This window comes from Spongiactinospora rosea (genome assembly GCF_003315795.1).
Classification (GTDB): Bacteria; Actinomycetota; Actinomycetes; order Streptosporangiales; family Streptosporangiaceae; genus Spongiactinospora; species Spongiactinospora rosea.
On sequence record NZ_QMEY01000001.1, the window covers coordinates 177,077 to 194,926 of the forward strand.

Consider the following 17,850-nt stretch of genomic DNA (forward strand, 5'->3'; position numbering starts at 1 on the left):
GGTTGAAGAAATTGGCCACCTGTCTCGTGCTGGCATCGGTAGCGGTGGCGTCGTGCGGCTACCTGACGGATCAGCGGGTCATACGCTCCTTCCCCGAAATGGAGCGGGTGGCACGGGCGACCGTGCCGGATGACCGGATGAGGGCTCGGCCGCAGAGGATCGGGGAGGTCGAGTTTCAGAATGTCCATCGGGAGGGCGACCGCGTCTATTTCGAGGTGGGCGGCAATGGCGTGGATCCCTATGGGTACGTGTGGAGCCCTGGGCGGGTTCCGGTGGACGACTCCAATCCGGCGGTCGCCTCGACGTTCCGGCACATGCAGGGGCCCTGGTATCGCTGGAGTGACAGCTACTGAGACGGGTGGCCGGTACGGCTGTGGGCGGCGGTGAAGGCGAGCAGGGGAGTGGCGGTCCTTGGGGGGTCTTCGAGGATGGGGGAGTGGCCGAGGCCGGGGAGCAGCTCGATCTTGGCGGCCGGGACGATGCGGTAGTCGGCGGCGGATGTGGAGCGCCATCTGCGGTCGTCCTCGCCGAAGATCACGAGGAGTGGCTTGCCGAGGGCGGCCAGCCGGTCCGGGAGGGGCTGCTCGGTCAGGTACTCGATGGTGGCCTGCATGGTGGCGGTGAGGGTGTGGAAGGTCATGAGGCGTACCTCGTCCAGCAGTTCCCGCGGGATCTGGTAGCCCGGACGGCTGAAGCCGGTGCTCGCGAAATCGCGGAGCTGTTCGTCCGATGGCGGCCACTGCGCGGCCGAGATGCCGCCGGGGCGCGGGATGTAGGCGTCCAGGTGGGGGCCGGTGTTGATGAGGACGAGCGCGTTCACCAGGTCGGGGCGCTGTTCGGTGAAGGCGGTGGCGGCGGCGCCGCCGCTGGAGTGGCCCGCGACGGTGGTGTGCCGGATGCCGAGCCGGTCCAGTACCGCGCCGATCCGGCGGCCCTGGTCGGGGAGGGCGTAGCTGCGGTCGGCGGGTTTGGCCGAACGGCCGTGTCCGAGCAGGTCGATCCGGATCACATGGTGGGATCCGGTCAGCAGCGGGACCATCGCATCCCATGAGCGGGTCGAGGACGCGGACCCGTGGAGGAGCAGGAGGGCGGGCGCGTCGCGGGGGCCGTCCTGCGACACGTGGATGTCGCCGTCGTCCAAGGACATGATCGTGGATTCGGTCATGAGGTCACTGTCTCCGCTGGTACGTGCCGCTGTCTTGAACGAATGTTCCGTGCGTAGCATGGGGTCGTGCGGACGTTCGTGCACGGTACGGCGGTGTGGGAGGTCGCGTGCCCGGGGTGGCCCAGCCGGGTGGGCGGGGTGGGCATGGCCGGGTTCCGGGTCCGTGACCTGGACGCCCTGCGGATGGTGCCGCACACGGCCGTGACCATGATCGTGGAGTTCGGCAGCGGTACGCCCGTCGTGGACCACGCCGCAGGCCGGGAGCGTGGCAGCATCGTGGCCGGGCCGGGGATCGGGTACGGCGGGGCGGTGTGGGCGCGCGGCGAGAACATCGAGTGCGTGCAGGTACGCCTGTCGCCGCAGATCGCCCGCGCGGTCCTGGGCGTCTCCCCGGCCGACCTGGAGGGTGCCGTCGTCCGCCTGGACGACCTGTGGGGCCGCGAGGTCACCCGGATCCGGGAACGGCTGAGCGACATCTCCTCCTGGGACGACCGCTTCGCCCTGCTGGACGCGCTGCTCGCCCGCCGGTACGCGGCCGGGTCGCCGGTGGACCCGGAGGTGGCCCATGCCTGGCACCGGATCGTCGGCAGCCGCGGCCTGGCCCGGGTGGACGGGCTCGCGGCCGAGGTGGGGTGGAGCCGCAAGCGGCTGTGGTCCCGGTTCCGGTCGCAGATCGGCCTGCCGCCCAAGCGCGCCGCCAGGCTCGTACGCTTCGACCACGCCGCCCACCGCCTCGCCGCGGGCGAGGAAACGGCCCGGGTCGCGGCCGAGACCGGCTACGCCGACCAACCCCACATGCATCGGGACATGGTGGCTTTCACCGGGGCGACCCCGGCGACCGTGGCCGACGAGCCCTTCCTGGCGGTCGATGACATCGCCTGGCCGGCCGGGGTACCGGCCACCGCCGGCGAAGGCGTGCCCCGCTAGTCCAGGCGCTCTCGGCGCAATCCTCATCATCCTCGACCGGCGAACCAGAAGGGACCCGCATGGCTAACCGCCCTCGCCGCCCAGGTGCGATGAGGGGCACCGTTCACCCCACCGCACCCAGGCAGACCGCTACACCACTTCGGCGGCCTTCCACTCCGTTTCCGACTCCGCATCACGCCCAGCCGGAACGGTCTTGTACGTCATCATGTACGCCTGCCCGCCGTTGAAGAAGGTCACCACGACGCTTTGGTCCTTCGCTTCAACGCGTTCGATTTCATCCGATCCCGCGTTCACGATCACAGCGGCGACGTAGGCCAGCACATCAGCAGTACGCACCTTGCCGCCGGTTACCGGCACAGCAGGCAGCGGTACCGGCTCCAGGACCGGCCCCCGCTCTGTCTCCGCCGCTTCACTGCCCTTATTACCGCCCCGTGGTGCGCCGCCAATGGTGCGCAGCAGCACACCGGCCCCCGTCCCCAGGCCCACGCGCACACCGGCCTCCGGCAGCGACGGCACCCCGAAGACCGTCACATCCTTAATGACGTCACCGCCCGCGGTGCTCAGCCATTCGACCAGCAGTCCACGAAACCGCGCAATCCGCATTGACCTCTACCTTTCTCCGCCTCAGCCCCACCTGACGACCGGCCTGAACACCCTACTGCCCGCCCCAACTCGCTACCTCCGCTTCTAACCCCCGCTTCGGAAACGCAACGAGCCCCCGGCAATGACCGGGGGCTCCGACGCCGCCCTACCAGCCCGGCGTATCCGGCAGGATTGGCTTGCCGACCCCCGAACACCGCTCACGCGTGCCCTTCTTCTGATGCTGAGGCGTCGGCTTACCCTGCGAGCCCGTCACCCGTAACCCGCAGTCCGGGCATTTCCCATCAGCAGCCATGAACCGTCTCCCATCACTAGTTGCTCTACCAGTCCCGCCATCGAGCCAACTGCACGCAGGCCACATGTCAAGGTCCCGTGCGCACGTGCGCTGGGGGACGGCAGAGCAGAGCGCACCCTGGTTCGCGCCGGTCACGTCCATTGCATCGCCCGCCCTCTCGCTCCCACCCGGGCGCGTCTACACATGATCGAAATCGCCGTGTTTGACCGCCTCCTCAACCTCCCTCCAGTGATCCAAGGTCGTCAGCACCGGCAGCCACACCCCCGGCACCGCGTCACCGACCCGCGCCGCGATCAGGTCCGTACCATCGACCGCCACCTCCGGCACCAAACCGCCCGATTTCACCCGCGCCAGGAACAGACCCCACCGGGCCCGGCTCACCCACACCGCGGTACTGGCCGTCAGGCGGCTCGGTGCCGAACGCGTCATCGCGATGAGCCGCCACGCCCCGCGCCAAGGAACTGGCCCGCTCCTTCGGCGCCACCGACATCGTCACTGAGCGCGGTGACGACGGCGTGGCCGTGATCAAGGAGCTGGCGAACGGGCTGGGCGCACACAGCGTCGTCGAGGCGGTCGGCACCCGGGAGTCGATGATGCAGGCCATCCGCTCCACCCGCCCCGGCGGTCACGTCGGCCATTTCGGGGTCGCCCACGACGTGGCGCTGCCCGGCGACGAGCTGTTCTTCTCTCTGGTGCACCTGCACGGCGGCCCTGCCCCGGTACGCCGGTTCCTGCCCGAGTTCATCGACCTGATCTGGAACCGCCGGATCGACCCCGGCAAGGTCTTCGACCGTACCCTTCCGCGCCCTCTGTCAGGTGAGGGGCAGTTCCGCCATGGCGTCCGCCAACTGCCCGGCAGTGTCCCCGGCGGCCCACACGTGCCCGTCCGGGCGGACCAGTACGGCGGCCGTGGGCCAGGGCAGTTCGGTCTCGTGCAGCCGGAGGTCCGTGCTCGTGGCCAGGTCCTTCAACTCCGGGCCGGCTTCCTGGGCCAGCAGCAGCGGGCGGCCCTCGCGCAACAGGTGCAGCTGCTCGCGGGTGGCCGGGAGGCGCCGGCCCGCCAGGGGATGGGCGCCCGGATAGCGCACGTCCAGCGCGGTCACCATATCGGCCAGCGCGCTCGCCACGCCGGGATGGGCGCGCAGCAGGTCCGCCATGAACCGGCGCAGGGACAGGCCCTCCTCGGTGGTGGCGGTGATCAGGGCGGTCTGGGCCTTGGTGTGTTCGCCCAGGGCCACGCCGACGGGGTGGCGTTCCTGGTGGTAGGTGTCCAGCAGGGCCGCGTCCGCCCGGCCCCGTTGGACCGCGGCCAGCTTCCAGCCCAGGTTCATCGCGTCCTGCAGGCCCACGTTCAGCCCGACGCCGCCCGCCGCGAAGTGCATGTGCGCGGCGTCGCCCGCCAGGAACACCCGGCCCTTCCGGTACTCCGCCGCGAGCCGGGTGGCGTTGCCGAAGCGGGACAGCCACACCGGGGAGTGCAGGCCGAAGTCCGTGCCCGCGATTCGTTTCGCCGTCTCCCGCAGGAACTCCAGGGTCGGGGCGGGGACCGACGGGGCGGACCCGGTGACGCGGTAGCGCCCGCCGGGGATCGGGGCCACGATCAGCGCGCCGTGTTCGTTGTGCCAGGAGCCCGGCCGCTCTGGCGGGTCGGTCAGCTCGACGTCGCCGAGGAAGCCGAAGATGGTCGAGTCGGTTCCGGGGAAGTCGATGCCCACCGCCTGGCGCACGATGCTGCCCGCGCCGTCCGCCCCGACCACGTGGTCCGCGGTGATCTCGTACTCGCCGTCCGGCCCGCTGACCCGGAGCATCACGCCGTGGTCGTCCTGGCTCAGCTCGGACACCTGGTGCCCGCGCCGGATCGCCACCCCGAGGGCCAGGGCGTGCCGTTCGAGCAGTTCCTCGGTGCGCACCTGCGGGTGCGCGAGCATGAACGGGAACGGCGTGGCCAGCTCCCGGAAGTCCAGGCGAGCGGGCAGCATGCCGAAGTGCCCGTCCGGCACGGCCACCCCGCCGTCGAGGAAGGGCTGTTCCTGCCCGCGCATCGCCAGTACCTCGATCGTGCGCGGGTGGACGGCCAGCGCCTTCGAGTGCGGGCTGCGCCGCTCGGCCCGTTCCAGGACCAGCGGCCGCCCGCCGCCCAGGGCCAGCTCCGCCGCCGCCCACAGCCCGACCGGGCCCGCGCCGACCACGATGGTGTCGTGTGCGTTCACAGTGATCACCCTCCGTTGGGCCGCGCCGAGCGACCCGTAGGTGTTACATACTGGTAGTGCGGTTGCACCCGGATGAGAGGTAATGGAGATGGCGTCAGCGCGGCAGATCACCGGTCCGTGCCAGGCATGGCCGCAGGACAGCGCCTTCATCCGTGAGGTGCTCGACCGCATCGGCGACAAGTGGACCGTGCTGGTCGTCAGCACCCTGAACGCCGGCTCGCTGCGCTACTCCGACCTGCACGCGAGCATCCCCGGGATCTCCCAGCGGATGCTGACCCAGACGCTCAAACATCTCGAACGCGACGGCCTGATCACCCGGACCGCGTACGCCGAGGTCCCCCCGCGAGTGGAGTACGAGCTGACGGACCTAGGCCGGTCGCTGAGGGACGCGGTGATGGCGATGGCCGGTTGGGCCGCCGCCCACCACAGCGAGATCGCCGGCAACCGGGCCGCCAGCGACCTGACCGGAGTCGGCCGGGGCAAGGCCCCGGCGTCGGCGGGCTGACGTGTCGGTGACGCTCATCGCTCGGTAGCGGCGGGCGCATCGCCCGCGGCGTCCTCGTTGTCCGCCTCGGCGCTCGGTACCTCGTCGGCGGTGTCCATGTGGCACACCCCGGTAGCGGGCTCGCACCACCCGCCGGCGGGGTCTACCACGATCTGAATCCCGTCCCTGGCCCCGCTCATGACACACGCTCCTCCGGCGCCGGCCCGGCCACCTGCTCCAGCAACTGGGCATAGCCCGCGACCTTCCGGGCGCCCGGGGCGGCCACCCGGCGGTCGAGGACGACGAACGGAACGCCGGTCGCGCCCAGTTCCAGGCCCTCGGCCCGGTCGGCGCGCACGCGGTCGGCGTACTCGTCGCCCGCGAGGATCTCGCGGACCCGCCGCCCGTCCAGCCCGGCCGACTCCGCGACGCCTGCCAGAGCGTCCGGGTCGAAGGGGTTGAGGGCGCCCGTGAAGAAGCCGTCCTGGACGTCGGAGAAGAACTCGAACCCGCGGCCCTGGTCGCCCGCGTACTGCACCACGCGGTGCAGGTCGAACGTGTTGGCGTTCAGGCGGTCTATGGAGTACTCCAGCCCCTCCTTGCGGGCCATGGCCTGCATCTGGCGCTCGGCCTGCAGGACGTGGGCCACGGTGCCGCCGTGGGTCCGGATGAAGCTGTCCTCGTTCTTCTCCAGCTCCCGCGGCGCCCCCGGGTCCAGCTCGAAGGATCGCATCCTGATCGTGAACCTGTCCGCGTCCGGACGCTGTGAGATCGCGGCCTGGAGCCGGTGCTTTCCGACGTAGCACCAAGGACAGCCCAGGTCAGCCCACATCTCGATGACGATCTGCGACCCCTCGGGTTGCGTTACCCGCTCACTCATCTTCCTCACCTCACTAGTAGTGCGTAACACCATCATGAGTGAGTAAGAGAGGGTGTACAAAAGGCACTTTCAAGTGCGTAGGCACCCCCGGCGGAGGGGCGGCCGGAGCTTACCGCCCCACGACCGTATTCACCGGAAAGCACCTCAAGCCACATGGAAGCGGGCGTCTGCCGCAGCTTTAACGCCATATCGCTCGAACACTGACCGAATCACAGAAAACACATGATCCCGCCCCCCGCAGGTCGGCGGCCAGGAAGTCACGCGTGCCAGGCGGCGGCCTGTATGCAAGATCGCATAAGCCCGCGGTGCTCGCGATGTCCGGACAATTCCGCCGGTGCCGGTGCTCTGGCACGGCGCGCCCTCCCGGCAGCCCGATCACATTGTTCGGGCTGGTCACAGCAGCCTCATAGGGCAGTCCTGGCCCCCTCATCACATAGGAGGCCAGAACTCCTCAAGCCGGGTGAACCGGAGGTGAAACGTGTTGGTGCGTCCGGGCCTCGGTGGTCATGGGAGGCCGTGGTGCAAGTCGGATGCGCAGGGCGCGGCAATTTGTCGAGACCTGGTCAAGGGATTGTAGTAGCCATGATCGACCTTTCCCGGAAAGGGGTCGGCATCAATGATCCGCTATAGACCGGTCGATATAAGGGCCTGAACGGTTTCGGCCGCCACTCTGGCCACGTCCATCATCATTCCATTCACGATGATGTCCATCATCATCCAATGAAGGATGCTGTTCGCCACCATTATGACAAACATTCCACTCCTTGATCGATCCTCAGAGGTGCAGCGTCAACGGCAAACCCTCCCAAAGCCGGTTCAACGTTACCACGTTTCAGTCCGGTGTTGGCTGGGAAATATGGTATGCAGAAATATTGCGATCTATCGGGGTTGATGGAAAAATGCCCCACTTCCATACCTTATGTCCGGGTTGTGTGGGAGAAGCATGAACCTGACGAGGTTGAACGTTCATTGAGCCCTCGATGTGGATCATGCGGCGTGGTGCAAGGTCATCGGCGGGCAGCTCCTATAACGGACACAAGACTGATCATAGTCAAGGCAGTCAAGGCCGCCATCGGGAATGAGAAAGGACGCTATTTCAGCGCGGTATACCAGGAAATGTTCAACGTGGTATGAGATTCTCCAAGCTTCCGAACCTCAATTGCCGGATACGACGCCTGGAAGGCCCGCGCTCTCAGGGGTGGCCCGGCGAACCTCTCGCGACCTCGTGCCGACGGTAGACGAGCCGGCGGTCACGCCGCCGTTCGGGCGGGTGCGGGACCGGAAACGTGCCTCGTTGTCACTCTTCGCCGTGACACGTTTGACCAAGGGCAACGTCGCCCTACCGTGGCCTTTGCATCGTAGCCGATCCCTTTCTCGGGCGCGGCGTCCGGAAATGGCCGGACGAACCTCAGCCGCGCAGGCTCGCCCGGACGGCCTCCGCCTCCGGGGACCCGAGCCGCTCGTAGATCGCCAGGGCTTCTCGCCAGTGGATCTCCGCCTGGTCGCGTCCCTTGGTGTGCAGCAGCGCCTCGCCGAGTCCCTGGAGACAGCCCGCCTGCAGGAGCGGATTGTCCACCTCGCGGGCGATCGCCAGCGCGCGCTCGTACGTCTCGTAGGCCAGGTCGTACTGCCCGTGCCGTTGTCGGCCGTCACCGAGGCCCCGCAGCGCCAGGGCCTGCCCGTAGGGGTCTCCGATCTCCTCGGCGACCGTCAGCGCCTTGTGGAAGTGGGTCAGCGCCTCCGAGACGAGGTTCAGCAGCAGGTAGCTGGCTCCGATGTTGTTGTGGGCGTCCGTCTCGTTGCGGCGATCACCGGTGGCCTGGTACTCGGAGAGCGCCTGCCGGTAGAAGTACAGCGCCTCCTGAAGAGCGCCCTGGCGCCGGAGTACGTTGGCGATGTTGTTCAGGGCCACGGCCTCGTTCTGCCGCCACCCCGCGGCGCGCAGCGTCGCGAGCGATTCCCTGAACAGGTCGAGGGCTCGCTGCAGGTTGCCCCGGTCGAGTTCGAGATCGCCCAGGTTGTTGAGGGCCAGCGCCATCGTCGCGCGGTCCTTTGTGACGCGGACGATGTCCAGTGACCTCTGGAAGGCGCTTGCGGCCTCTTCCGTCCGTCCGAGATGGAAGAGCGCTATCCCTCGATGTAGGTGCGCCTTTCCTTCCCCGTACCGGTCCTTCGTGTGCTGGTACAGGTTCAGGGCCTTGTCGGCGTAGGCGAGTGAGAGGCGGCTGCGGCCGGTGTGCCAGCAGACCCTGGAAAGGTGGCACAGTACGTCGGCCTCCCCGTGGAGGTCGCCGAGGGCGCGGAAGGTGGTGAGGCCGTGCTGGGCGAGTTCCATGGCGTCGTGGTAGCGGCCGGTACGGCTCCGGATGAGGCTCAGCTCCAGTTCCACGTGCGCGGTCGCGCCGCGGTCGCCGGTCTTCTGACTCAGGCGGCGCGCGGTCTCGTGCAGGCGGGCGGCGTCGGCCCAGTGCGCCGAGCGCTCCAGGTAGGTGGCGAGCGCGATGGACAGGTTCACGGTGTGGGACGGAAGGCCGTGCTCTGCCGCGTGATAGGCACAACTGAGCAGGTTGTCGCGCTCGGTGCGCAGCCATTCGGCCGCCGAATCCGGATCGCTCACGGGCAGTGGGTCGGCGGGCGGGCGGGCGATCCACAGCGCGGTACGTCGCCGATGCGGGTACAGGGCGCGGTCGGCCTGGTCGGCGGTGTAGAGGTAGAAGTCGAGCAGGCGGTGGACCACGTGGCGCAGCTCGCCCGGCGACTCCTCCTCGGAGGCCCGCCGCCTGGCGTACTCCCTGAGCAGGTCATGGAACCGGAACCGGCCGGAGTGCGGCTCCTGGATGAGATGGTGGTCGAGCAGCTCTTCCAGGGCGCGCTCTGCCGTGCGCAGGTCACTGCCGATCATGGCCGCCGCCGACGCGGCGGTGAAGTCCGCGCCGATGTGCAGGCTGAGCCGGCGGAAGGCCCGCTGACGCGGGCGGGACAGCTCGCGGTAGGACAGCTCGAAGGTGCTCGTCAGATCATTGTCGCCGGTGTGCATCTCGGCCAGCCGGTCCTGGGACAGCCGGGTCACGAAGTCGCCGACGGCGCGGGCCGGGCGATGACGCAGCCGGTCGGCCATGATCGTCACGGCGAGCGGCAGGTGCCCGCACAGCTGTACGAGCCTGTTGACATCGGGAGCGGCGAGGGGCCGGTCGTGGCCGACGATGCGCCGGAACAGCAGGGACGCGTCGTGGGGTGCGAGGACGTCCAGGGAGAGCGGCCGGATGCCCTCCAGCCCGGTGAGCCGGCGTCTGCTGGTGATCAGGACGAGGCAGCCCGGCGCGCCGGGCAGGAACGGCCGGACCTGATCGGCATCGGCCGCGTCGTCCAGCACGATCAGCATGCGCCGCTCGGCGAGCCGCGCCCGCCACAGAGCGGCCCTCGGCTCCAGTCCTTCGGGGATGCGGCGCGGATTCTCACCGATGTCGCGTAGCAGGATCTGGAGCCCTTCGGCGGGGGAGAGCGGCGGATGGTTCGGGTCATGGGCGCGCAACGAGAGGAACCAGCGGCCGTCCTTGTAGCGGTCCGCCAGTGCGTGAGCGGCATGTATGGCGAGCGCGCTCTTCCCGATCCCGGCCATCCCGTCAATGGCCTCGATCGTCACGGCCGTCAGGCCGGTGTCCAGCGCCTCGTACAGATGCCGTAGATCCGCCTCCCTGCCGGTGAAGTCCGGGATGTCGCGGGGCAGATTCTGGGTCACCGGGGCGCTCGGCGCGGGCGGCGGGATGTGCGGCGCCGCGAGTTCGGGGTCACCGCGCAGGATGCGCTGGTACATGGCGCGCAGGGAGGGCGCCGGGTCCGTGCCGAGCTGTTCGACCATGCGGTGGCTCATCCGATGGTACGTTTCCAGGGCGTCCCGCTGGCGGCCGCAGCGATACAGGGCGATCATCAACTGTTCGATGAAAGACTCGTCGTAAGGATGCCCGTCGACCAGCCGGTACAGTTCGCCCAGCACCTCGGTATGGTGGCCCGCGTCGAGTTCCAGCTGCAATCGCATTTTAGTGGCGGCCTGATGGTCGCTTTCCAGACTTGTCCGAATAGTCGATATCCATTCGCCGTGGAGTCCGGAAAGCGGCTCGCCTCGCCATAATTCCGCCGCCTCATTGAACAGGCGCAGTGCCTCGTCGGTATTCCCGACGTGTGCGAGGGTGCGCGCACGGTCGTTCAGCCTGTGGAATCGGTGCAGGTCGATCTGCTCCGGATCGACGTTGAGCACGTAGCCGCCGGAGCGCCTGAGCACCGCCTTGTCGTCGCCGATCCTGCCGCGCAACCTGTGGACATAGGTGTACAGATTTCCGCGCGCGTTTGTCGGCGGCGTATCGCCCCAAACCCAATCGATAATATTTTCGATTAGTACCGGCTGGCCGGGGGTGAGGAGCAGTATGGCCAGCACATATCGTTCTTTGGCCGTGCCGAGATCACGCATCTGCCCTTCGGCCCACATCTCCACGGAGCCGAGTATTCGGAACTCCACGAGTGTCCTTTCGGCAGGTAAATGCCCCACTTCCCGATAGCTTCTCGCGTTTTTTGGTAACGGTCCACAACGCTTCTGTGATCGATGCCAGGTCGCGACATCCCCACCACCCCCGCAAGGCCGCCGGCGGGGCCGCATCACGGTTGCTGCAAGGTTTCGTTCAGGCTTGCGGCGCAGGCTCGATACAGGCCGTGACGACGGGGACCACACACGGCCGGGGGATACGGCGCGCAGTGCGCCCGCGCCATGGTGAAGGGGAGTTAGAAAGCGCGATGTCCTGTACTGAGGGGTTCCACGTGCCGGTCGGGCCCGATGCGCAGCGGTGGGTGACCCGCCGTAGCAGGCGGACCGCACTCATGATCGTACACACGGTTACCTCCGGGCAGCGTCTGATGGACGTTGCCCACCTGCTCGCCGCCGATCTGCGGATCCAGGTGGTGTTCACGAACGGCCCGGACGTGTTCGGCAACGGGGTCGCCGAACTGCTCGGGAGGCTCGGCGGCGCGGTGTTGCCCTGGCACGTCGCCGTCCGTACCGATTTCGATCTGGCGATCTCCGCCGCCTATGGGGGGATAGAAAGGATTCACTCGCCGCTCGTCGTCCTTCCGCACGGCGCCGGCTACAACAAGCGGGTGAGCCGCCGGCTGGGCGGGGGCGCGGTGGCGGGCCACCAGGGTGTGTACGGCCTCAGCGCGCAGCAGCTCGTCAGGGACGGGATGGTCCTTCCCTCGGCGATCGTGCTCACGCACGAGGCCGAGCGCAAACGGCTGGCGAGGAGCTGCCCGGAGGCCGTTCCGGTGGCCGAGGTCATCGGCGATCCGGTGTACGACCGGCTGGTGGCGAGCGCCGCCGAGCGGCCCGCGTACCGGCGGGCCCTCGGGGTCGGTGACGGCCGCGAACTCGTGGTGGTCACCTCCACCTGGGGGCAGCGGTCGCTGTTCGGCAGGCAGGCGGAACTGCTCCGCTGGGTGCTGGCCGAACTGCCCAAGGAACGCTACCGGGTGGCCGCGCTGCTGCACCCGAACATCTGGTTCGGGCACGGGGTGTGGCAGGTCCGCGGCTGGCTGGCCGACTGCGTGCGGGACGGCCTCGTGCTGGTCCCGCCGGAGGCGGAGTGGCTGGGGGCGCTGGTCGCGGCCGACCATGTCGTGGGGGACCACGGGTCGGTCACGGTGTACGGCGCGGCGGCCGGGGCCCCGGTACTGCTGGTCGACGGCACGGAAGAAGAGGTCGATCCGGAGTCGGCCGGCGGGCTGCTCGCCGCCACCGCGCCCAGGCTGCGGTTCGACCGGCCGCTGGCCGCGCAGCTCGGGGAGGTCGCCGCGAGTCACCACCCGGAGCGGTACGCCGCGGTGACGGCCCGGTTGACCTCGGCCCCCGGCCGGTTCGACCGGAACATGCGCAGGCTGCTCTACCGCCTGATGCGGCTGCCCCAGCCGCCGTCGATCCCACGGGCCGAACCCGTTCCGGCCCCGTACCTGACCCACACCGACTGACCCACACCCGGAGGAGAGATGCCCAACAGGGTCGTCGTGGCCGGAGTCACGAGTCTCTACATGGCGGTGCCCGTGGCGGGGTTCCCCATCGCGTACACGCCGCAGCGGTTCCCCGAATGGACGCGCGCCGAGGTGTCGGGGGCCGCGTGCCACATCGCCGACACCATGCGCACGCTCGGCGACGAGACCAGCCTGTGCACGTTCGTGGGCACCGACATCGCGGGCGAGGCCATCAGCGCCTCGCTGCGGGCGCGTGACCTGCACGGGGACGGGGTGATCCCGGCGCCGAAGTCGTCGCTGGGCGTCGTGCTCGTCGCCCCGGACGGCAGGCGTTCCGGCCGGCCGTACGTCGCCGCCGTCAACATGCTCCAGTACCCGACCGACGTGTTCAAGCGCGTCATCCAGGGGGCGGACCTCGCGGTGCTGACCAACACCGCGTTCGTCCGGCCGCTGCTGTGGCACGCCTGGTCCGCGGGGGTGCCCATCGCCGTGGACGTCCATCTGATCAGCGATGTCAACGACCCGTACAACCGGCCCTGGCTGGAGGTCGCCGACATCGTCTTCTGCAGTCACGAACGGCTGCCCTGCTCGCCGCGGAGCTGGGTGGCGCAGGTCTTCGAGCGCTACCCGGGCTGCGAGATCGCCGCGGTCGGCGCGGGCCGGGACGGGTGCCTGATGGGGCTGCGGGACGGACGCCTGATCGAGGTGGCCGCGGTCGCGCCGCGCGGGGTGGTGAGCACGTCGGGCGCGGGCGACGCGCTGTTCGCCTCGTTCCTGCACGGCTGGCTCGCCACCGGCAATCCGGTGACGGCGCTCCGCCAGGCCGTACTGCACGCGGGCTGGAAGATCGGCGACACCTTCCCCGGCGCGGTCTCGCTCACCGAGCCCGAACTCGCCCGGCTGGGCGAGTGCCATCCGGTGACCGCGACCATCGGCCGATGGGACGTGCAAGAGCCGTGAATCGGGGTACCAAAACTACGGAAAGTATCGGTCCGGTAACTCACCGGTAATGGCCCGGTGGGGGCGACGGCCGACCCTGCCCCGAAGGAGGATCTATGGCTCTCGGTGACCGCGTTCGGTGCCTGCTCCACGGGCTGGCGGCGGCGATCGGGCTGATGGCGAGGATCGGGCGGGGGCGCGGGCGGCATCGGGCGCCCGCGCGGGCCGTACGCGGCGAGGGCCGGGACAAGGTACGCCGGGCGGGCCCGACAGGGGCGGACGTGCTGCCGGTCGTGCCCGCCCCCCGCGCCCCGATGCACGACACCCGCCGCACCATCTGACCCTTGCCCGAAGGCGGCGCGCGACTCCATCCGCGCGCCGCCGCCGTCACTCCTCGCCGGGCTCCGGGGGGCGGGGGGCCGGGTGCTCGACCAGGGCGAGCAGGCGGCTGGCCATGAAGCGGGCCGTGCGCACCGGTGTCCCGGTACGCGTGACCTCGGCCACCTCCACGACGCCCCGGCCGATGGTCACCTCGACCCGCCGCCCCGCCCGCGTCGCCACGATCTCGTAGGTCCGCGACCCGTCGTGGGTGTCCACAACGATCTCGACCCGATCACCCTTCATGTCTGTTCTGTACCCCGCTGGGGTCATTGCGAAGGGTCACAACACCGCGCCCGACCCGCTCCTCCCCGGGGAAGCCTTGCGCTTGGCGGGCGCGACCGGCGGACGCCGGTCGAACCGGCCCAGCGCCACCGCCGCGGGCCCCGCCACGAACGCCGACGACAGCGTGCCCGTCACGATCCCGGCCACCAGCGCGATCGCGAAGTCGCGCAGCGAGTCGCCGCCGAACGCCATCAGCGCCACCAGGATGAACAGCGCGCCCAGCCCGGTGTTCACGGTACGCGGCAACGTCTGCACGATCGCCCCGTCCACCGCCGTGGCGAGCGGTTCCTTGGGCCTGGCCGCCCAAAGCTCCCGGACCCGGTCGAACACCACCACCTTGTCGTTGACCGAGTAGCCGACGATCGTCAGCATCGCCGCCACGAACACCCCGTCGATCGGCTTGCCCAGCCAGGCGAACAGGCCCACCACGATCGCCACGTCCACCAGCAGCGCCAGCACCGCCGCCGCCCCGAACGTCCAGCGGAACCGGAACGCCAGGTAGACGAGCTGCATGGCCACCGCCACGCCGAGCGCGATGAGGGCGTTGCGGCGCAGTTCCTCGCCCAGGCTCGGGCCGATGAACTCCTCGCGCCGCTTGGTCACCTCGCCGCCGTGCGGCTCAAGGGCCTGCTCGATCCTGGCCGTCTCGGCGAGGCCGAGTTCGGCGGCCCGCACGGTGACGCCGTCGTCGGCCGCCTGCACCACCGCCGCCGGGAACCCGGCCTGCGCGACCGCCCGCCCCGCCACGTCGGCCGGTACCGGCCTGCTGGTCGCGAACTCCACGAGCCGCCCGCCGGTGAACTCCACTCCGACGTTCAGCCCGCGTACCACCAGCCCGGCCAGGGCGACCACGGCCAGCCCGCCCGCGACCGTCAGGAACAGCTTCCCGGCCCGCATCAGCCGCGGCTTGCGATGCGCCAGCCAGGTACGCACGGCCCCCTGGGACGCGAGCCCGGAGACCCGCGGCGAGATCCGGCCGACCGCGGCCTGCACCAGCACCCGGGTGATCAGCATGGCGGACACCAGCGACGCCAGCACACCGACGCCCAGCGTCACGCCGAAGCCCTTGACCGGGCCGGAGGCCAGCCAGAACAGCAGTCCGGCGGCGATCAGCGTGGTCACGTTGGAGTCGGCGATGGCGCTCCAGGCGTTCTTGAAACCTCGGTCGAGAGCGCCGCGCAACCCCACGGCCTTGCCGTACTCCTCGCGGGCCCGCTCGAACACCAGCACGTTGGCGTCGATGGCCATGCCGATGGCCAGCACGAACCCGGCCAGTCCCGGCAGGGTGAACGTCGCGCCCATCGCGACCAGCGCCGCGTAGGAGATCAGGCCGTAGCAGGCGAGCGCGATCGTGGCGAGCAGCCCGGAGATCCGGTAGACGAGGATGATGAAACCGGCGGTCAGCACCAGCCCGACCAGCGCGGCCTTGGCGCTGGCCTCGATCGCCGCCGCGCCGAGCGTGGGGCCGACCGTGCGCTGTTCGACCAGGTCGAGCGGCACCGGCAGGGCGCCGCCCTTGATCAGTACGGCGAGTTCGCGGGCGTCCTCGTAGGTGAACGAGCCGGTGATGTCGGCACTTCCGCCGGGCATCCCGGCGCGGCACGGCACCGACGGGTCCACCTGCGGGGAGGAGATGACCTCGCGGTCCAGCACGATGGCGATCCGGCGCTTGGGGTCGCCCTCCGGCTCGCAGGCGGCGGTCCCGGTGAGCCGCTGCCAGGCGTCGGCGTCGCGGAAGTCGACCGTCACCCACCAGCCGGGGCCGCGCTGCGGGTCGCTGCGCTCGGCGGCGCCGGTGACGCCGTCGCCGGTGATGGCCGCGGGCCCGATCTTGAGCGGCGTGCCGTTCTCGTCCTTCACGGCGTCGCGGTCGCCGGCCTCGGCGACGCCGAGCACCGGGTGGAAGGCGAGTTGCGCGGTACGGCCGATGACCTCGGCCGCCTGCCGCGGGTCGAGGACGCCGGGCAGTTCGACGATGATCCGCTTCTCGCCGGAGCGGACCAGGGTGGGATCGACCACGCCGAGCGCGTCGGCGCGGCGGCGCAGCACGTCAAGGGCGCGGTCGGTGGCGGCGGCGTCGGCCTTGACGGTCGCCGAGTCCTTGGACTCGAACACGAGCTGGGTGCCGCCGCGCAGGTCCAGGCCGAGGCGCGGGGTCATGGTGAACGCCAGAACTGCTGAGATCGCGATGACGGCGAACGCCGCCACCGCACGCCATAGCGGCGCACGGTTCATTGAACCCTCCACAGGTTCGGAAGTGCGGAAAGGGGATCTTCAGCACCTTGTGGAGGGAGGTCCGCGGGCCGGAGTGGTCGTGACCCGGCGTCCGTCCGGCGTGCGGACGGCTGCGCGCACGGTGATGACGGCCCAGGCCGGTCGCGGGGCCGCCAGGCCCGCGGGCAGTACAGCGGGGCCGGTGAAACCGGCGGGACCGAGCAGCAGGTGGCGGGCCTGCGCCACGCCGTGGTGGTACGGCTCGCGCCCGAGCCCCGGCTGCTGGCGCGCCTGCTGCGCCGCCACCTGCTCGGCGACGGCGGGCCATCCGGGCGCGGCGGAGGCCGCCGCGCTCGTGGGCACCGCCCAGGGCACCAGGACGAGCCACGACAGCAGGAGCAGACGAACGGCGGGCAGCTTGCTGCGCACGTCGCCTCCTCCTCGCCGGACGGACCCGTTGGCCGCCAACGTACCCGCCCCCGGCCCTCCCGCACCAACCCCGCCACCGCCGGGGCCAGGAAAACGAACGGGCCTTTTCCTACCGGCTGGGCTATGGTCGGCCTTATGAGGGGGTCAGGACCGATGTCACGGGGGTCCGGCACGCTGAGCGGCGTGCTGGGCCTGGTCCTGTTGTCCCTGCTGGTGGCCACCGCGTTCCCCGGCGCCGCCGCGGGCCCCGCCGCCGCACCCGCCGCGCCCGCGGCGGTGCAGGCGTGGAGCTGGAGTCCGCTGGACGACGGGCTGATCGGCCTGCCGCCGCAGCCGGCGAACGTCCGTGAGCACCATGTGCAGTCGCTGTGGCCGCCCCCGCCGCGCGGCGACCGGTACGCCGCGGCGGCGCACCCGATGCCGCCGGCCGCGCCGGGCGCGCCCGACGACACGATCCGCGATCCGCAGCAGTTCGCCCACCGCGCGGCCGGTTCGCGCAGCCCCCCACTCGGCTGACGTCACCGCTTCACCACGACGCCACAGAAGCCGGATGCCCTGTGGCGTGTTCGCGTACGCCGGGCACGTCGAGTACGTCGAGCTCGTCGAGGCCCGGATCTCCCTTTCTCTTCGGCGTGCCCGCACGCCGCGCAAGGAGTCGATCGTCGTCATGACCGAGACCAGCCACTCGCCCCACCTGAGCAGCGTCCAGCTCCAGTCACTGCGTCAGGACCTTGAGGAGCAACTGAACCGCCGTACCCAGCACCTCCGCGGCCTGCGGGCCGAGGCCGGGGTGGGCAGCGGGAGCGATGGCACCTGGCAGGAGCTGCTCGCCTCGCTCGCCGCCGCCGACCGGGCCATCGCCGAGCTGACCCAGGCCCTGGACCGGCTGTCGGCCGGTTCCTACGGCCGCTGCGCGCACTGCGCGACCGGCATCCCGTTCGAGCGGCTCAAGATCCGGCCGCTGGCCCGGTACTGCATCAAGTGCCAGCGTCAGCACGAGGCCGCATAGCGGGTGCCCCGAGGACGCGGGCGGGA

At 70.2% G+C, this 17,850-nt stretch carries 18 protein-coding genes and 1 pseudogene; 9 read left to right on the forward strand and 10 right to left on the reverse strand.

From position 1 onward, the window contains the following. Positions 1-2: 2 nt before the first annotated feature. Positions 3-353 carry a hypothetical protein gene (locus DP939_RS00845; protein ID WP_147267803.1) on the forward strand — a complete coding sequence of 117 codons (351 nt, stop codon included), beginning with the start codon at positions 3-5 and terminating at the stop codon, positions 351-353. Here the strand turns inward: DP939_RS00845 and DP939_RS00850 are convergent. Then, positions 347-1,165, reverse strand: coding sequence for an alpha/beta fold hydrolase (locus DP939_RS00850; RefSeq protein ID WP_113977660.1), 819 nt, complete (start codon positions 1,163-1,165; stop codon positions 347-349). The two genes, DP939_RS00845 and DP939_RS00850, sit on opposite strands and share 7 nt — an antisense overlap. A gap of 66 nt (positions 1,166-1,231) precedes the next feature. Here DP939_RS00850 and DP939_RS00855 point away from each other — a divergent pair, with 66 nt between their 5' ends. After that, positions 1,232-2,092: a helix-turn-helix domain-containing protein gene (locus tag DP939_RS00855; RefSeq protein ID WP_113977662.1), complete on the forward strand. Its 861-nt coding sequence runs from the start codon at positions 1,232-1,234 to the stop codon at positions 2,090-2,092. A gap of 129 nt (positions 2,093-2,221) precedes the next feature. On the opposite strand, the gene DP939_RS00860 is transcribed toward DP939_RS00855, so the two are convergent. Both DP939_RS00860 and DP939_RS46685 read right to left on the reverse strand, forming a co-directional pair. After that, complete coding sequence (locus DP939_RS00860) at positions 2,222-2,695, reverse strand: hypothetical protein (RefSeq protein WP_113977664.1); 474 nt, start codon at positions 2,693-2,695, stop codon at positions 2,222-2,224. 469 nt (positions 2,696-3,164) lie between these two features. Then, positions 3,165-3,368, reverse strand: coding sequence for a hypothetical protein (locus DP939_RS46685; protein ID WP_199564970.1), 204 nt, complete (start codon positions 3,366-3,368; stop codon positions 3,165-3,167). A gap of 7 nt (positions 3,369-3,375) precedes the next feature. Between DP939_RS46685 and DP939_RS00865 the strand changes: the two are divergent. Further along, positions 3,376-3,790: pseudogene (locus tag DP939_RS00865) on the forward strand (zinc-binding dehydrogenase); the annotation flags it as partial. A gap of 9 nt (positions 3,791-3,799) precedes the next feature. On the opposite strand, the gene DP939_RS00870 reads toward DP939_RS00865, so the two are convergent. Then, entirely contained in the window at positions 3,800-5,197 is a 1,398-nt protein-coding gene (locus DP939_RS00870) for an FAD-dependent monooxygenase (RefSeq protein WP_225877980.1), read from the reverse strand. Positions 5,198-5,279: 82 nt separating this feature from the next. Here DP939_RS00870 and DP939_RS00875 point away from each other — a divergent pair, with 82 nt between their 5' ends. Further along, positions 5,280-5,702: a winged helix-turn-helix transcriptional regulator gene (locus DP939_RS00875; RefSeq protein ID WP_199564888.1), complete on the forward strand. Its 423-nt coding sequence runs from the start codon at positions 5,280-5,282 to the stop codon at positions 5,700-5,702. A gap of 14 nt (positions 5,703-5,716) precedes the next feature. On the opposite strand, the gene DP939_RS45915 is transcribed toward DP939_RS00875, so the two are convergent. The 3 genes from DP939_RS45915 to DP939_RS00885 form a co-directional block, all read right to left on the reverse strand. Further along, complete coding sequence (locus DP939_RS45915) at positions 5,717-5,881, reverse strand: hypothetical protein (protein WP_158578415.1); 165 nt, start codon at positions 5,879-5,881, stop codon at positions 5,717-5,719. Next, positions 5,878-6,561 carry a DsbA family oxidoreductase gene (locus DP939_RS00880; RefSeq protein WP_113977672.1) on the reverse strand — a complete coding sequence of 228 codons (684 nt, stop codon included), beginning with the start codon at positions 6,559-6,561 and terminating at the stop codon, positions 5,878-5,880. The genes DP939_RS45915 and DP939_RS00880 overlap by 4 nt, the downstream gene beginning before the upstream one ends. 1,408 nt (positions 6,562-7,969) lie before the next feature. Next, entirely contained in the window at positions 7,970-11,074 is a 3,105-nt protein-coding gene (locus DP939_RS00885; RefSeq protein ID WP_158578416.1) for an AfsR/SARP family transcriptional regulator, read from the reverse strand. 392 nt (positions 11,075-11,466) lie between these two features. On the opposite strand from DP939_RS00885, the gene DP939_RS00890 reads away from it, so the two are divergent. The 3 genes from DP939_RS00890 to DP939_RS00900 all read left to right on the forward strand — a co-directional run bounded on the left by DP939_RS00890 (position 11,467) and on the right by DP939_RS00900 (position 13,850). After that, positions 11,467-12,570, forward strand: coding sequence for a hypothetical protein (locus tag DP939_RS00890; RefSeq protein ID WP_225877981.1), 1,104 nt, complete (start codon positions 11,467-11,469; stop codon positions 12,568-12,570). An 18-nt stretch (positions 12,571-12,588) separates the two neighbouring features. Beyond that, positions 12,589-13,530, forward strand: a complete 942-nt coding sequence (locus DP939_RS00895) for a carbohydrate kinase family protein (RefSeq protein WP_113977681.1) — start codon at positions 12,589-12,591, stop codon at positions 13,528-13,530. 95 nt (positions 13,531-13,625) lie between these two features. Then, complete coding sequence (locus tag DP939_RS00900) at positions 13,626-13,850, forward strand: hypothetical protein (RefSeq protein ID WP_113977683.1); 225 nt, start codon at positions 13,626-13,628, stop codon at positions 13,848-13,850. A 46-nt stretch (positions 13,851-13,896) separates the two neighbouring features. On the opposite strand, the gene DP939_RS00905 is transcribed toward DP939_RS00900, so the two are convergent. Genes DP939_RS00905 through DP939_RS00915 form a run of 3 tightly spaced genes read right to left on the reverse strand, consistent with a single transcriptional unit; the run spans position 13,897 to position 16,815 of the window. After that, entirely contained in the window at positions 13,897-14,133 is a 237-nt protein-coding gene (locus DP939_RS00905) for a hypothetical protein (protein WP_113977686.1), read from the reverse strand. Between the two features lie 36 nt (positions 14,134-14,169). Next, the gene (secD, locus tag DP939_RS00910; RefSeq protein WP_113977689.1) at positions 14,170-16,407 is read right to left on the reverse strand and encodes a protein translocase subunit SecD; all 2,238 of its coding nucleotides are present in this window, start codon (positions 16,405-16,407) and stop codon (positions 14,170-14,172) included. Positions 16,408-16,446: 39 nt separating this feature from the next. Beyond that, positions 16,447-16,815 carry a hypothetical protein gene (locus DP939_RS00915; protein WP_113977692.1) on the reverse strand — a complete coding sequence of 123 codons (369 nt, stop codon included), beginning with the start codon at positions 16,813-16,815 and terminating at the stop codon, positions 16,447-16,449. Positions 16,816-16,968: 153 nt separating this feature from the next. Here DP939_RS00915 and DP939_RS00920 point away from each other — a divergent pair, with 153 nt between their 5' ends. Together DP939_RS00920 and DP939_RS00925 are read left to right on the forward strand one after the other, a co-directional pair. Further along, positions 16,969-17,331, forward strand: a complete 363-nt coding sequence (locus tag DP939_RS00920) for a hypothetical protein (protein WP_113977694.1) — start codon at positions 16,969-16,971, stop codon at positions 17,329-17,331. Between the two features lie 34 nt (positions 17,332-17,365). Next, the gene (locus DP939_RS00925) at positions 17,366-17,824 is read left to right on the forward strand and encodes a TraR/DksA family transcriptional regulator (RefSeq protein WP_225877982.1); all 459 of its coding nucleotides are present in this window, start codon (positions 17,366-17,368) and stop codon (positions 17,822-17,824) included. The last annotated feature ends 26 nt before the right edge of the window (positions 17,825-17,850 follow it).